This is a genomic window from Pseudomonas sp. WS 5059, assembly GCF_012985525.1.
GTDB lineage: Bacteria > Pseudomonadota > Gammaproteobacteria > Pseudomonadales > Pseudomonadaceae > Aquipseudomonas.
The window spans coordinates 310835-324833 of record NZ_JAAQWO010000007.1 but is presented as its reverse complement, the minus strand read 5'-3'; the positions used below and the strand labels follow the sequence as shown (position 1 = coordinate 324833).

12 protein-coding genes are annotated in these 13999 nt (G+C 62.6%); 7 read left to right on the top strand and 5 right to left on the bottom strand.

Annotated features, from left to right (window positions below; translation table 11 throughout):
• Positions 1 to 77 precede the first annotated feature (77 nt).
• The 3 genes from HBO12_RS22010 to HBO12_RS22000 form a co-directional block, all read right to left on the bottom strand.
• Positions 78 to 1022 carry a FecR family protein gene (locus tag HBO12_RS22010; RefSeq protein ID WP_170043204.1) on the bottom strand — a complete coding sequence of 315 codons (945 nt, stop codon included), beginning with the start codon at positions 1020 to 1022 and terminating at the stop codon, positions 78 to 80.
• On the bottom strand, positions 1022 to 1564 hold the full coding sequence (locus tag HBO12_RS22005) for a sigma-70 family RNA polymerase sigma factor (protein ID WP_169956975.1): 543 nt from the start codon (positions 1562 to 1564) through the stop codon (positions 1022 to 1024). Before HBO12_RS22005 ends, HBO12_RS22010 begins: the two co-directional genes overlap by 1 nt.
• A gap of 132 nt (positions 1565 to 1696) precedes the next feature.
• Positions 1697 to 3844, bottom strand: a complete 2148-nt coding sequence (locus HBO12_RS22000; RefSeq protein ID WP_170043203.1) for a TonB-dependent receptor family protein — start codon at positions 3842 to 3844, stop codon at positions 1697 to 1699.
• Positions 3845 to 4015: 171 nt separating this feature from the next.
• On the opposite strand from HBO12_RS22000, the gene HBO12_RS21995 reads away from it, so the two are divergent.
• From HBO12_RS21995 to HBO12_RS21980, 4 genes are all read left to right on the top strand, one after another.
• The gene (locus tag HBO12_RS21995; protein WP_169956945.1) at positions 4016 to 4177 is read left to right on the top strand and encodes a hypothetical protein; all 162 of its coding nucleotides are present in this window, start codon (positions 4016 to 4018) and stop codon (positions 4175 to 4177) included.
• Between the two features lie 5 nt (positions 4178 to 4182).
• On the top strand, positions 4183 to 4821 hold the full coding sequence (locus HBO12_RS21990) for a helix-turn-helix domain-containing protein (RefSeq protein WP_170043202.1): 639 nt from the start codon (positions 4183 to 4185) through the stop codon (positions 4819 to 4821).
• 67 nt (positions 4822 to 4888) lie between these two features.
• The gene (locus HBO12_RS28630; protein WP_170043235.1) at positions 4889 to 5380 is read left to right on the top strand and encodes a hypothetical protein; all 492 of its coding nucleotides are present in this window, start codon (positions 4889 to 4891) and stop codon (positions 5378 to 5380) included.
• Between the two features lie 349 nt (positions 5381 to 5729).
• Positions 5730 to 6566 carry a 5'-nucleotidase, lipoprotein e(P4) family gene (locus HBO12_RS21980; RefSeq protein WP_170043201.1) on the top strand — a complete coding sequence of 279 codons (837 nt, stop codon included), beginning with the start codon at positions 5730 to 5732 and terminating at the stop codon, positions 6564 to 6566.
• A gap of 1047 nt (positions 6567 to 7613) precedes the next feature.
• Here the strand turns inward: HBO12_RS21980 and HBO12_RS21975 are convergent.
• Entirely contained in the window at positions 7614 to 9476 is a 1863-nt protein-coding gene (locus tag HBO12_RS21975) for a sigma-54-dependent Fis family transcriptional regulator (RefSeq protein ID WP_170043200.1), read from the bottom strand.
• A 309-nt stretch (positions 9477 to 9785) separates the two neighbouring features.
• On the opposite strand from HBO12_RS21975, the gene HBO12_RS21970 reads away from it, so the two are divergent.
• The 3 genes from HBO12_RS21970 to HBO12_RS21960 are packed head-to-tail and all read left to right on the top strand — an operon-like array spanning position 9786 to position 12909.
• Positions 9786 to 10766 carry a thiamine pyrophosphate-dependent dehydrogenase E1 component subunit alpha gene (locus HBO12_RS21970; protein WP_057445001.1) on the top strand — a complete coding sequence of 327 codons (981 nt, stop codon included), beginning with the start codon at positions 9786 to 9788 and terminating at the stop codon, positions 10764 to 10766.
• 23 nt (positions 10767 to 10789) lie between these two features.
• Positions 10790 to 11809, top strand: coding sequence for an alpha-ketoacid dehydrogenase subunit beta (locus tag HBO12_RS21965; protein WP_170043199.1), 1020 nt, complete (start codon positions 10790 to 10792; stop codon positions 11807 to 11809).
• Positions 11806 to 12909, top strand: coding sequence for an acetoin dehydrogenase dihydrolipoyllysine-residue acetyltransferase subunit (locus HBO12_RS21960; RefSeq protein ID WP_170043198.1), 1104 nt, complete (start codon positions 11806 to 11808; stop codon positions 12907 to 12909). The genes HBO12_RS21965 and HBO12_RS21960 overlap by 4 nt, the downstream gene beginning before the upstream one ends.
• Positions 12910 to 13023: 114 nt before the next feature.
• Here HBO12_RS21960 and HBO12_RS21955 read toward each other — a convergent pair whose 3' ends face one another.
• Positions 13024 to 13920, bottom strand: coding sequence for a helix-turn-helix domain-containing protein (locus tag HBO12_RS21955; RefSeq protein ID WP_169957333.1), 897 nt, complete (start codon positions 13918 to 13920; stop codon positions 13024 to 13026).
• Between the last annotated feature and the right edge of the window lie 79 nt (positions 13921 to 13999).

Sequence of the window (13999 nt, the reverse complement as noted above, 5' to 3'; positions counted from 1 at the left end):
ATATTCCATGACGGCCATGTCGGGAAATCGGGTATGAATGAGACCGGTTTTTATTTGAACGGGCGTCTTCAGGCAGATCAGAGGGGCTTGATCACCACCAGCAGGTCGGTGAAATACTCCACCTTGATCGGCAGGTTATCCGCCAGGGTCGCCAGCGCCGCGTCGCTGTCATCGAGCTTGAACACCCCCGACACACGCATCCCGTGCAACGCCTGGGCATCAAACCGCACCACCCCATGGCGATAACTGGCCAGGGTTTGCAGGACTTCGCTCAACGGCCGGTCATCCACCGTGAGCAAGCCCCGGGTCCAGGCCGCCGGGTCGCCGCTGCCGACCGCTTGCGCTGGCTGGGCGTGCCCCTGCCTGAGAATCGCGCGCTGGCCTGCCGTCACCTTCACGGCCTCGCTGTCAGTGCCTTTGGCGGCCACCGTTGACTCGATCACCGTGACCACGGTCGAGCCATCCACCGCACGCTGCACCAGGAAACGCGTGCCCAACGCGGTCGCCGTGCCCTGATCGGTGCGCACCACGAACGGCCGTTGCGCATCCTTGGCCACCTCGACCCACATCTCGCCCTTGAGCAATTCGATCACACGCTGTTGGCCGTCGAACTTCACGTCCAACGCCGAGTTGCTGTTGAGCTGCACCTGGCTGCCATCGGTCAATACCACCTGACTGCGCTCGCCGACGCCGGTGCGTTGGTCGGCCATCCACAGCGGCAGTTGCTCGACGCTCGCCCAGCCGGCCACCAACACCCCCAACAACGCCAGGGCTTGCCCGCCGCGCACGGCGTACCCGGCTTTGCGTGGGATGAAGGCTTGATTCAACGCCAGGCGTGCAGGTGCCGCAGGCAGTTCATCGAGGCTGCCCCACAACGCCCCCATGCGCTCGAAGGCCACCCGATGGCGTGGATCGGCCGCACACCAGGCTTCAAATGCCTGACGGTCGGCGGCGCTGACGTCCTCGTCATTGAGCAACGCCAACCATTGCGCTGCCTCGCTGACAATCTGTTCGGCGGGCATCAGAGCGGGTCCGCGCCATAAAGGGTCTGGTAGCAATGCACCAGCGCGCTGGAGATGTAGTTTTTCACCGTGCTGGACGAGACCTGGAGCTGGGCCGCGATTTCACTGTAGGTCAGCCCATCCAGGCGACTGAGCAGGAACGCCTCGCGGGCCTTGTCCGGCAGGCCGGCGAGCATCAGCGCAATGCGTTCCAGGGCCTGCAACGCCACATGAATAGTCGCAGGGTCAGGCATGCCGGCGTCTTCGTACTGGATGGCCAGGGCTTGCATATAGGCTTTCTCGATCTTGCGCCGCCGCGCACCGTCAATCAGCAAGCGCCCGGCAGTGGTCGCGAGAAATGCCCGAGGCTCCTGAATGTTGTGGGGCTCGGCCAGCAGCAACACCCGCACGAATGCATCCTGGGCCAGGTCCGCCGCATGCTGCGAACAGCCGAGCTTCTTGCGCAGCCATCCCTGGAGCCAGGAATGGTGGTCGCTGTAGAGCGCGGTGAGTGTCTGCTGGCGGCGGGCTGTATCACAATCGGCCACGGGAAAGTCATGCATGCGCAAAAATTTCTCAAACAAGAAAGATTACCAATCGCGCAAACGATGACAGTAAAACGATGGCAGAGCAAGGGCCCAACGATGGCGCCTGGGTATCGGCGTAGGCACCGGCTTGCCGGCGCCTGCAAGGGTTTAGCGCAAGCTCCAGGAAACGCCGGCGTACACGCCCATGCCGTCACCCGGCGTCGAGCGCGCCATATCGCTGCCATGATCGTCATAACCCGGGGTCACGGTATTGGCGTAGCGCTGGTTGGTCAGGTTGCGCAGGTCGACCCAGGCTTGCCAGTCCTGTTTCGGTGCGTCGTAACCGAGGGTGGCACCCAACAAGCCATAGGCCGACGCGTAGTAGGAGTTGGCATAGTCCACCGCCACCCGCGAGGAATACTCGCCATTGAGGCTGCTGAAAAAGCCGCTGGGATGGCTGTAGCGCAACTGCGCCTGGTAATAGTGCTTGGGGATACCGGGCAATGTGTTGTCGCCAAAGCGCGGGTCGTCGCGGTAGTGGAAGTTACTGAAGGTGTAGGCCTGGCGCAGGGCCAGGCGACCGGTATTGCCACCGTCCCACAGCGCGCTGGTGAGGCTCAGTTCCAGGCCTTGGTGAAGGGTCGGGCTGGCGTTGGATTCGGCGACCACCTGCGACAAGTTAGGCGTAGCCGCCTGGGTTTCGACGCTCAGCAGTTCATGGCGCACCAGCGAGTGGTACAACGCCAGGTCCCATTGGCCGAACCACGCTTCGCCGCGCCCGCCCACTTCCAGGGTGGTGGCCGTCTGGTTTTGCAGCTTCACGCCTTCGCGGGTCAAGCCGGAAGCAGGATTATTGGCATCTTTGGCAAAGAACTTGTTGGAACCCCAGATCATCGACCAGGCATGCGGCGGCTCCACCGAGCGGCTCAGGTTGCCATACACCTGCAACTGCGGGTTGAAGTCATAGCGCAGGCCCACGCGCGGGGCATAGTCCCAGTCATGAGTGCTCAAGGGGGCATGGGTGTCGGGATAGGTGACTTCGGTTTCGCGACGGGTATAGATCGCCGCCAGGCCGGTGGTCAGCCACAGGTCGGGCAGCAGCTCCAGGTCGTTGCTCACGTGCAGCACGGTATCCGACCCCAGGTAACTGTAGTCACGGGTCTTGGTCCCCGGGGCGAAACCGGCGGTGGCACCGGCAGGCACCCGCACGTACTCCGACACACCGTTATTGGGCAGGCCCTGGGTGGTGCGCAGGCCGACTGTGGTCTTGCTGTCGCGCCCCAGCAGCGTGTCCTGGCGGATGTAGTTCAAGGTGCCGCTGATATCGGTATACGCCACCTTGAGCCGGTTGGTGCCTTCGCGCAGGTCCATGGGGTAGTCGTGGTACACCAGCCCCGCTTCGACGCGGGAGTTATCGTCCAATTGCAGCGTGGTCTTGTTGGCGATCCAGGTAGAACCCGGCTGCAAGCGCTTGGAGTCGCGCGCCAGGTTGACGGCATTGGCTGCGCGCGGGCTGTGCTCGATCTGCTGACGCGTGAGTTTGCCGGGGCTGTCGTTGGCGGTTTCGCGGTAACGGAAATAGAAGCGGGTTTCCAGGTCCGGGTTGAACCGGTAGCCGAAGTTGGCCGCCACGCCTTTGCCGCTGCCGGCGCTTTGTTGCTGGAAGCCATCGTAGTCAGTGTCGGTCAGGCTGATGTAATAGTCGGCATCGCCCAGCACTTGCCCGGAGCTGATTTCCCGCTGGGCATACCCATGGCTGCCGGCCTCGTAGCGCACGCGCAACTTGGGCGCATCGTAGCCGGTGTGGGTGACATAGTTGACCGCCCCGCCCAGGGCCAGTGCGCCGCGATCAAACCCGTTGGCGCCGCGCAGCACTTCGACGCGGCTGAGCCACAGCGGGTCTTTGAGCTCATAAGGCGTTCCGCCGGGGCCGGTCAGTGGCAGCCCGTCGATGGTTTCATACAGGCCGGATGCATGGCTGCCGGGGCCACGGTTGATGCCCGAGCCACGAATGGAGATTTTCACCCCTTCGTTATTCGCCGCCTTGGCGTAGATGCCAGCCTGGTACTTGAACACATCTTCATTGCTGCTCACCCGCCCCTGCTCGACACTGGCCATGTCGACGTAATTGGTAGCGCCGGGCACCTGCCGGAGTTGCGCCTGGGCCGCTTCGCCTTCGCTCAGTTCGGTGCTGGTGACTTGCAGCGGCGACAACTGCAGCGCCTCCTGGGCCTGGGCCAGATGGGTGAATGTCAGGGCAACGCCAAAACCGAGCCAACGAGGAGGGAGAAACAGCAAAGGTTGTGGCAGGCGCATGGGGCCGAATCCTGGGAAAGTTCAAGCGTTGGAAGAACATCGGATACGGCAGGTCACGTCTGTTTTTAAGTCCAAAATAGAATTAATAAATGCAAACTCAGTATTTAAGGAAATAAGCTGCGCGCAGTAATGTGGAGCAACCGAGTCACCACCGTCACCCGAGACTGCGCCATGTCGATATCCGCCAACGTCATTGATTTCACCCTCCACCGCAAACGCCGCCAGGCTCGTGCAGCGGCCCAGTTGATGTGGGCAATGTACGCCGCGCGCGCCGGGTTGTCGGTATTCACGTTGCAGGCCAGTAACGCGCCCAGCGACACACGCCGGGCGTAACGCCGATGAGTTTTCTCCAGGCCCTTCCCGACGTGCTGCCCCCCATCGCTCAACCCAAGGATTGCGCCAGCCGCGACGACGATGCCATCGGCCAGTGCGTCGCGCACAACCTGCATCGCCTGCGCAGCAAACGCTACCTGTCCCTGGATGCCCTGGCCCGAGCCTGTGGCGTCAGCCGGGCGATGCTCGCGCAGATCGAGTCCGGGCGCAGCGTACCGTCGATCAAGGTGCTGTGCAAAATCGCCAAGGGCCTGAAAGTGTCGGTGGCGGCGTTCCTGGAAAACCGCTCGTTCGAAGGGGTCGAATTACTGCCCGCCCACCAAAGCAAACGCCTGGTGAGCGCCGACGGCACATTCGTCAGCCGGGCATTATTCCCCGACGACATGTCGCGCCAGTCCGAATTCTATGAGGTACGCCTGAGCGCACGCGGTGAAGAGGTGTGCGAAGGCCGTCGGCCTGGGATCCAGGCAAACCTGGTGGTGGCCCAGGGCGTGCTGGAGATCAGCGTCAACGAGGAACGATACTTGCTGTCCACCGGCGACTCGATCCTGTTCTATGCCGACCAGCCCCACCGCTATCGCAACCCGGCAGACAGCGATGCGCTGGCGTTCCTGGTCATCCTCCACCCCGAACGCCTGGACTGAACGCAAAAAGCCCCGCCTGATTGCTCAGGCGGGGCTTTTTCATGCGCGCGAAACGTCGGTTCAGCAGGTGCAGCACATCATCGGCATGCCGTTGCAGCTGATCATCATCGGCATGGCGCAATCGTTCATCATTTTCTTCATCAGCATGCAGCAGTTGTCCATCATCACTATGCTCATACCAGGCATCGGCATCATCTTGCAGGTCATGCCATCGGCTTGCAGGGTGCATTCCATGACGCACTTCATCATCGGCATGTTCATCGCTGGCATGTTGTTGAGCATTGCCATGGTGTCCTGCGACATGCACATCATCGACAGGTTGGCGCACTGCATCATCATCGGCATGCCGCAGTTCATCATCATCGCCATCATTTCGGCGTTGTTCTTGAACATCGCCATGTCCATACCGGCGGCCGGCTTCATGGTGCACACCATGGCATCGCCGGTCATCTCGCACTGCATGGTGGCCATCATCATCGGCATGCCCATCATCGGCATCATGGGCATCGTGTTGTTCATTGGCATCTGCATGGCATTCATCATGTTCGAAACTCCGTAATCGACAGGAAAGGTCTAAATTCTGGGGCCGATTCTAGAGATGACGCGCCGCGCTGCAAGACGCTGGCCGAGCAGCAGGAATCGACGCCAGACCGTCCACTTCTGATTAAAAGCAGACTGCAAAAACGTGGCAGCAGACGGGCGTTTGTTATTGCATCCAGCGCCTTTGCTGCGACCAGTATATGGACGCAATGGATATTCACTAAAATGCTATGCACCTTCGATAAGGAAATAAACGATCTAACCCTGATGAAAATAAGCGTCTGATGCAGGCTGGGGCGCAATACTGCGCTACTGTGCCGGGCCTGATCATCGATCCGCGACCGCCATTTTTGAGGCCGACTCTTTTTATGCGTCTTATGAATTTCGCCGGCGTATGCCTGCTTTCTTCGGTGCTGCTGGGCTGCCAACAGCATCCACCCGCCAACGATCAACTGGATGCGGTGCTGTGGACCCAGACCTCCATCGAACACGAGATGATCTATCGCCAAGTGTTCGCCGACGCCACCCGCCAGCTCGATGTAGCCCTGGCCACCAAGGACTGGGACGCCCTGCCCTTTGCCCCGCGTAACCTCAGCGGCCTGCCGCCGGCAGTGATCGTCGATATCGATGAAACCCTGCTGGACAACGTGCCCCTCAACGCGCGGGACATCGTCAACAACCAGGTCTACTCCTATGACCGCTGGAACACCTGGGTCGACCAGGCCAAGGCCCAGGCCCTGCCCGGTGCCGTGGCGTTTTTGCAGGCGGTGCAGCAACGGGGAATCAAGGTGTATTACCTGACCAACCGCGAGCACAGCCAAGTCCAGGCCACCGTCGCCAACCTGCGCCTGCGCGGCTTCCCGGTGCAGAGCAACGAACACGTACTGGCGGCCGCCACCCCCACCGGCCATTGCGCACCGGCGGGCTACGGCAAGAACTGCCGCCGCCAGTGGGTCGCCAGCCAGGCACGGGTGCTGTTGATGGTCGGGGATTCCCTGGGGGATTTCGTCCAGGCCGAACACAACACCCTGGCCGCCCAACGCCGGGCGGTCGAACCCTATGTGGCCTGGTTCGGCCAACGCTGGTTCCTGCTGCCGAACCCAACCTACGGCAACTGGTACAGCGCGCCCTATGGCGACCGTGAAGAGATTCCATTTGAGCAGAAGCGTTTTTTCAAGCGTGAGGCCCTTCAGTTGCAGCAATGAGGATCAGATGGGGCAGCTGAACTGCAATCCTCCAAACCCTGAGGATCAAGGTGGGAGCTGTCGAGCCCCGACGAGGCTGCGATGGCGGCGGCATTGCTGGAGTTGATGTTGGCTGACCCGCCGCTATCGCTGGCAAGCCAGCTCCTACATTGGATCGTCGTACATTGAGTACCGTATGCATCCTGCAGTGGCAGTGAAATGCAATCTTCCAAACCCTGAGGATCAATGTAGGAGCTGTCGAGCCCCAGCGAGGCTGCGATGGCGGCGGCATTGCTGGAGTTGATGTTGGCTGACCCGACGCTATCGCTGGCAAGCCAGCTCCTACATTGGATCTTCAGTACATTGAGTACCGTATGCATCCTGCGGTGGCAGCTGAAATGCAATCCTCCAAACCCTGAGGATCAATGTGGGAGCTGTCGAGCCTTGGCGAGGCTGCGATGGCGGCGGTATTGCTGGAGTTGATGTTGGCTGACCCACCGCTATCGCTGGCAAGCCAGCTCCTACATTGGATCGTCGTACATTGAGTACCGTATGCATCCTGCGGTGGCAGTGAAATGCAATCCTCCAATCCCTGAGGATCAATGTAGGAGCTGTCGAGCCTTGGCGAGGCTGCGATGGCGGCGGCATTGCTGGGATTGATGCTGGCTGACCCACCGCTATCGCTGGCAAGCCAGCTCCTACATTGGATCGTCGTACATTGAGTACCGTGTGCATCCTGCGGTGGCAGCTGAAATGCAATCCTCCAAACCCTGAGGATCGCGGTGGGAGCTGTCGAGCCTTGGCGAGGCTGCGATGGCGGCGGTATTGCTGGGGTTGATGTTGGCTGACCCACCGCTATCGCTGGCAAGCCAGCTCCTACATTGGATCGTCGTACATTGAGTACCGTCTGCATCCTGCAGTGACAGCTGAAATGCAATCTTCCAACCCCTGAGGATCAATGTAGGAGCTGTCGAGCCTTGGCGAGGCTGCGATGGCGGCGGCATTGCTGGGATTGATGCTGGTTGACCCGCCGCTATCGCTGGCAAGCCACATTTGGATTGCATTGGGTCAGGGGTGTTTACCCGGCATATCAATGCCCAGCTGCTTGACCCGGCGATACAGGGTCGCGCGGGAAATCCCCAGCGCCTGCGCCGCCGGCAATGGCTTCCAGCGATGGCGTACCAGGGCATCCAGCACCACTTGCCGCTCCGGGCTCATACTTTGCTCAAGCTCGAGCTCCAGCCGCTCACCACGCACCTCCACCGGCAAGTCCGCCAGTTGGATCGTGCCGCCTTCACACACCGCACAGGCATACGCCAGCACATGGCGCAGTTGCCGCACATTGCCCGGCCAGGGATAGCCCAGCAGCAACTCCAGCGCAGCCTGGCCGATGCCGACCGTGACCCCGCTGCTGCGGGCCTCCTGTTCCAGCAGCCGGTTGATCAACGCCAGTTTGTCGGTGCGCTCGCGCAGGGGCGGCAGGGTGACGCGGGCGCAGCCCAGGCGAAAGTACAGGTCTTCACGGAAACGCCCGTCACTGACCAGGGTCGCCAGGTCGCGGTGGCTGGCGCAGATCACCTGGATATCCACCGCGCGGGTTTTTGCCGCGCCCAGCGGGGCCACTTCACCTTCGGCCATCACCCGCAGCAAGCGTGTTTGCAGGGCCAGGGGCATATCGCCGATTTCATCGAGAAACAGCGTGCCGCCGTGGGCCTGCTGCAACAGCCCGGTCATGCCCTTGCTGGACGCCCCGGTAAACGCGCCGGCGACATAGCCGAACAACTCGCTTTCGATCAGGTTCTCCGGGATCGCCGCACAGTTCACCGCCACGAATGGCCCGTCGCGGCGCGCGCTGCGGGCGTGCAGTTGGCGGGCGAAGACTTCCTTGCCGGCCCCGGTCTCACCCTGCACCAGCACCGGCAGGTTGCGATCCTTGACCCGCACGGCCAGGCGCAGGTGTTCTTCCACGCGTGGGTCGACCTGGGAGCTCGGCAGCGCCCGCGCCGGTTGGCGTCGCGGGGTGTTGACGCGCACTTGCAGCACCCCAGGTTCTCCCAGCCACTGCAGTTGCTGGACCGACTGATCGGTCACTGCGCGCAGGGCATCGAGGTCGAACACCTCGCCGATATGCACCGGCACCTGGCCAAAACGCCGGCGCAGTGCCTGGCGGGCCTTGCTGTTCAAGGCTTGCAGGCGCCCGTCGTGGTCCCAGGCCAGCAGCAGGTCGGGTTGGCTGTCGACATAACCTGGTGTGCTGTGGGCCTGAAGCACCCAGTGCTTGGCGGCGCTGTGCATGAAGAAGGCGTTTTCGATGGCCTGGGCGCTCTGCGCCACCATCTGCCGCACCAGGTGCTGGCTGCGACGGTCATCCGGGGATTGCAGCGCCGAGGCATCCATCACCCCCAGCAGGTTGCCCTGGGGGTCGAAGATCGGCGCGGCGGAGCAGGTCAGGTTGATAAAGGCGGCGCGGAAGTGGTCGCGTTTGTGCACCGTCACCGCTGCCTTGCTGGTCAGCACCGTGGCCACGCCGCAGGTGCCTTCTTCGGCTTCCGACCAGCAGGTGCCCAGGTACAGGCCGGCCTTGCGGCAGTCGCTGCGGATGGCCGCATCTACGCGGTGGTCGATGGTCTGGCCCTGGGCGTCGGTGAGCATCACGCAGTAGTCGGCGTGGCGCACGCGGTGGTGCAGTTGGCTGACTTGCTCGCTGGCAATGCGCATGAACAGTTCGGCGCGCTCGCGGCATTCCTTGAGCAGCGGCTCGCTGAGGATCCGCGGGCCCTGTAGGGAACCGGGGTCCAGGTGGTGTTGTTCCATGGAGCGGCGCCATGAATCGAAAATCAGCGACGGCACCGGTGCCTGGGGCAGGCGGTCGGCATTGCGGACCACGCGACTGACGCAGTCGACGTGCTCTCTGGAGTTCGCGGCGAGCATAAGGCCTCCGGTTCTCGATCTTTGTTGTTATGCCCGCCATTAAGCGCCCGCGGGCGCAGGGGGACAAGGGCGGCCTGACCAACTGCCCGCCTTGAGACGCAACGTCTCATCCTGCCTGAGACGCAGCCTGCACGCTGCAATGCGCCGTCTCATTGTGCGGTGGCATGCCGCACCGGCACAACCGCACGGCACTGCTCTGGATCAAGGCTTTGCCAGGTTTTGCCGCGCCTTGGCACAGGCTGTGCTGAACAGGTTGCAGCTGGCCGCAGCCAGCCTTTTGTGTGTCGAGACAACCTGGAGAACAACAAGATGTCCACTCACCTGTCCACCGATCAACTGCTGCATGCCTACACCGTGATGCGCACCATCCGTGATTTCGAAGAGCGCCTGCACGTGGAATTCGCCACCGGCGAGATCCCCGGTTTCGTGCACCTGTATGCCGGCCAGGAAGCCTGCGCCGCCGGAGTCATGGCCCATCTCAACGATGAAGATTGCATCGCCTCCAACCACCGTGGCCACGGCCATTGCATCGCCAAGGGCGTGGATGTGTTCGGCATGATGGCCGAGATCTACGGCAAGAAAACCGGGGTCTGCGGCGGCAAGGGCGGCTCCATGCACATTGCCGATCAGGAGAAGGGCATGCTCGGCGCCAACGGCATTGTCGGCGCCGGTGCACCGCTGGCGGCGGGCGCGGCCCTGGCATCCAAGCTCAAGGGCAGCCAGGGCGTGGCCGTGGCATTTTTTGGCGACGGCGGTTCCAACGAGGGCGCGGTGTTCGAGGCGATGAACCTGGCCGCGATCATGAAGCTGCCATGCCTGTTCGTCGCCGAGAACAACGGTTATGCCGAAGCTACCGGTTCCGGCTGGTCGGTGGCGTGCAAGGACATTGCCGAGCGCGCCGTAGGTTTTGGCATGCCGGGGGTGATTGTCGATGGAAATGATTTTTTTGCCGTCCACGCGGCGCTGGGCGTGGCGGTGGCGCGGGCGCGCCAGGGCGAGGGGCCGACCCTGGTCGAGGTCAAGTTGCACCGCTTCTACGGCCACTTTGAAGGCGATGCGCAAACCTATCGCGGCCGTGACGAGGTGAAAAACCTGCGCGAAACCCAGGATTGCCTGGCGCTGTTCCGCCAGCGCTGCAGCGCCGAAGGCTGGTTGCAGGCGGCGCAGTTCGAGCGCATCGACGCCGAAGTCGCGCAGTTGATCGACGACGCCGTGCGCCTGGCCAAGTCCGATCCCAAGCCCCAGGCCGCCGACCTGCTCAGCGATGTCTACGTCGCCTACCGCTCATAACAACAAGACCCGGAGAGAATTTCATGGCTCGTAAAATCAGTTATCAGCAGGCAATCAACGAAGCCCTGGCCCAGGAAATGCGCCGCGACCAGAGTGTCTTTATCATCGGCCAGGACGTGTCCGGCGGCACCGGCGCCCCTGGCGAGCAGGATGCCTGGGGCGGCGTACTGGGGGTGACCAAGGGCCTGTACCCGCAGTTCCCTGACCGCGTGCTGGATGCGCCGCTGTCCGAAGTCGGTTACGTGGGCATGGCCGTCGGCGCCGCCACCCGGGGCATGCGCCCGGTGTGCGAGTTGATGTTCGTCGACTTTATCGGCTGCTGCCTCGACCAGTTGCTCAACCAGGCCGCCAAGTTTCGCTACATGTTCGGCGGCAAGACCACCACGCCGTTGGTGGTACGCGCCATGTACGGCGCCGGCCTGCGCGCTGCGGCTCAGCATTCGCAGATGCTCACCTCGATGTGGACGCACATCCCGGGCTTGAAGGTGGTGTGCCCGGCCACGCCCTATGACGCCAAGGGCATGCTGATCCAGGCGATCCGCGACAACGACCCGGTGATTTTCCTTGAACACAAGATGCTCTACAGCCTGCAAGGCGAAGTGCCGGAGGAGCTGTACACCGTGCCCTTCGGCGAGGCCAACTTTGTGCGCGAAGGCAACGATGTGACCCTGGTGACCTACGGGCGCATGGTGCATATCGCCCTGGAGGCTGCGGCCAGCCTGGCGCGCCAGGGTATCGACTGCGAAGTGCTGGACTTGCGCACCACCAGCCCGCTGGATGAAGACAGCATCCTCGAGAGCGTGGAGAAAACCGGGCGCCTGGTGGTGATCGACGAGTCCAACCCGCGCTGCTCCATCGCCACGGATATCAGCGCCCTGGTGGCCCAGCGCGGATTTTCCTTCCTGCGCGCGCCAATCGAGATGGTCACCGCGCCGCACACGCCGGTGCCGTTTTCCGATGCCCTGGAAGACCTGTACATCCCCGACGCGGCGAAGATCGAGGCCGCGGTGCGCAAGATCGCTGACAAGAGGACTGCGGCATGATCCATACCTTGACCATGCCCAAGTGGGGGCTGTCGATGACCGAAGGCCGGGTCGATGTCTGGCTCAAGCAGCCGGGCGACCGGGTAGAGAAGGGCGAGGAAGTGCTCGACGTGGAGACCGACAAGATCTCCAGCAGTGTCGAGGCGCCGTTCAGTGGGGTGTTGCGCCGGGTTTTGGCCCTGAGCGACGAGACGTTGCCGGTCGGCGCATTGCTAGCGATTGTGGTGGAGGGCGAAGCCACCGACGCAGAGATTGATGCGGTGATCGACCGCTTCAATGCCGGCTTTGTCTCCAGCAGCGCCGAGGCGCAGGCGTCGGGGCCGAGTGCGCAGAAAGTCGAGTTGGGCGGGCGCCTGCTGCGTTATCTCGACCTTGGCGAGGGCGGTATACCGCTGGTGCTGATCCACGGGTTTGGTGGCGACTTGAACAACTGGCTGTTCAACCATCCGGCCCTGGCTGCCGAGCGCCGGGTGATCGCCCTGGACCTGCCGGGACATGGCGAGTCGGGCAAGCACTTGCACAGTGGCGATGCCGAGGAGTTGAGCCTGGCGGTACTGGCGTTGCTCGATCACCTCAAGCTTGAACGCGTGCACCTCGCTGGGCATTCCATGGGCGGATTGGTTTCGTTGACGGTGGCGCGCCAGGCACCGCAGCGGGTTGCCTCGCTGGTATTGATCGCCAGCGCCGGCCTGGGTGCGGATATCAACGGTGACTACCTGCAAGGCTTCACCGAAGCCAACAACCGTAACGCGCTCAAGCCGCAACTGGTGCAACTGTTCAGCGACCCGGCGTTGGTCACGCGGCAGATGCTGGAGGACATGCTCAAGTTCAAGCGCCTGGAGGGTGTGGACCAGGCGTTGCGGCAACTCAATGCCAAGCTGTTTGATGGCGGTCGGCAGATGCTTGACCTGCGTGCAGTGGTGGGGCAGCAGCCGAGCCTGGTGATCTGGGGCAGTGAAGATGCGATCATTCCGGTGCGGCATGCCCAGGGGTTGCAGGCCCAGGTTGAGATCTTGCCGGGGCAGGGGCATATGGTGCAGTTGGAGGCGGCGGAGCAGGTGAATCAGTTGCTGAGCCTCTTCCTCAAATCTCCAGCCTGATAGCAATCAAATGTGGGAGCGGGCTTGCCCGCGAATACGGTGGGTCAGTTAGACATTCATTGCCTGACACACCGCTTTCGCGAGCAAGCCCGCTCCTACAGGGTTGAGCGTGTATCAACCATGACGCTTGAGGGTTTCGCTGGGCAGCTCCTTGAACAACGCGCGGTAGCTATTGGAAAACCGCCCCAGGTGCCAGAACGACCAGTTCATCGCGACCTGCGCCACGGTGGAACCCGCTGAGCTCAACAACTCGCGCCGCGCGCCGTTCAACCGGCGCAGGCGCAACCACTGCGCCGGGCTCATCCCGGTGTAGGTCTTGAAGCCCTGCTGCAACTGGCGCAGCGGCACGCCGGCGATCTGCGCCAGTTGCAGCAGGTTGACGGTTTCATCCGGCGCATCCGCCGCCCACGCGCCAATGCGCGCCATCAACCGGCGTTCTTCGCTGCGGCGCTGCAATGAGTGGCGGTCCAGGCACACACAGGCGTTGTCGAGGATAAACAGGCAATCGTCCAGCAGTTGCCGGGTGAGGGCGTCGCGGCTGATCGGGTCGATCTCGCAGGACAAGCGCGTCAGGGTGCCACTGAGCCAGCGGGTGAACAACGCGTTCTGTTGGCAGGTCAACGGCGCCATGAACAGGCCTTCGAGCCTGGCCACATCCAGGCCATGGCGTTGCACGAACTGGGGGCCGAATACCACCGCCACTTCCCGGTAGTTTTCCGGGGTGATCCAGGTGTTGCGGCTTTCGCCATTGAGCAGGTACAGCGCGTTGTCGCTGCCGTCGAAACAGAAGGCCAGGGCGCCTGGCGGCGCGTTGAAGTGCTGCTCGACGCGGGTGTTCATGCACTCTTCGTACACCTGCACCCCCTGCAGGTCGAGGTAGCGGATCTGCCCGGCAAAATGCCCCGGGGACATCTGCTGGTACTGCTGCACCCAACCGGGTGTCGCACTGCATTGGGCGGCCACATCACCGGTGGTGAAGGCCTGTACGCGCAAAGCGGTTGCCTGTGTCATGGGTGATCCGTGCGCACTCTATTGGTGCGTTGTGGGTCGTGCAAAGTGGATAGATGCCTGGGTAAGGCTGGCCCAAGAT

What these genes read in the sequence shown, in the direction of transcription:
- HBO12_RS21980 (WP_170043201.1), top strand. Translation starts at nt 5,730, where the DNA reads ATGCGTCTTATGAATTTCGCCGGCGTATGCCTGCTTTCTTCGGTGCTG.
- HBO12_RS22010 (WP_170043204.1), bottom strand. Translation starts at nt 1,022, where the DNA reads ATGCCCGCCGAACAGATTGTCAGCGAGGCAGCGCAATGGTTGGCGTTG.
- HBO12_RS21955 (WP_169957333.1), bottom strand. Translation starts at nt 13,920, where the DNA reads ATGACACAGGCAACCGCTTTGCGCGTACAGGCCTTCACCACCGGTGAT.
- HBO12_RS21995 (WP_169956945.1), top strand. Translation starts at nt 4,016, where the DNA reads ATGTCGATATCCGCCAACGTCATTGATTTCACCCTCCACCGCAAACGC.
- HBO12_RS21990 (WP_170043202.1), top strand. Translation starts at nt 4,183, where the DNA reads ATGAGTTTTCTCCAGGCCCTTCCCGACGTGCTGCCCCCCATCGCTCAA.
- HBO12_RS21970 (WP_057445001.1), top strand. Translation starts at nt 9,786, where the DNA reads ATGTCCACTCACCTGTCCACCGATCAACTGCTGCATGCCTACACCGTG.
- HBO12_RS21975 (WP_170043200.1), bottom strand. Translation starts at nt 9,476, where the DNA reads ATGCTCGCCGCGAACTCCAGAGAGCACGTCGACTGCGTCAGTCGCGTG.
- HBO12_RS21960 (WP_170043198.1), top strand. Translation starts at nt 11,806, where the DNA reads ATGATCCATACCTTGACCATGCCCAAGTGGGGGCTGTCGATGACCGAA.
- HBO12_RS21965 (WP_170043199.1), top strand. Translation starts at nt 10,790, where the DNA reads ATGGCTCGTAAAATCAGTTATCAGCAGGCAATCAACGAAGCCCTGGCC.
- HBO12_RS22005 (WP_169956975.1), bottom strand. Translation starts at nt 1,564, where the DNA reads ATGCATGACTTTCCCGTGGCCGATTGTGATACAGCCCGCCGCCAGCAG.
- HBO12_RS22000 (WP_170043203.1), bottom strand. Translation starts at nt 3,844, where the DNA reads ATGCGCCTGCCACAACCTTTGCTGTTTCTCCCTCCTCGTTGGCTCGGT.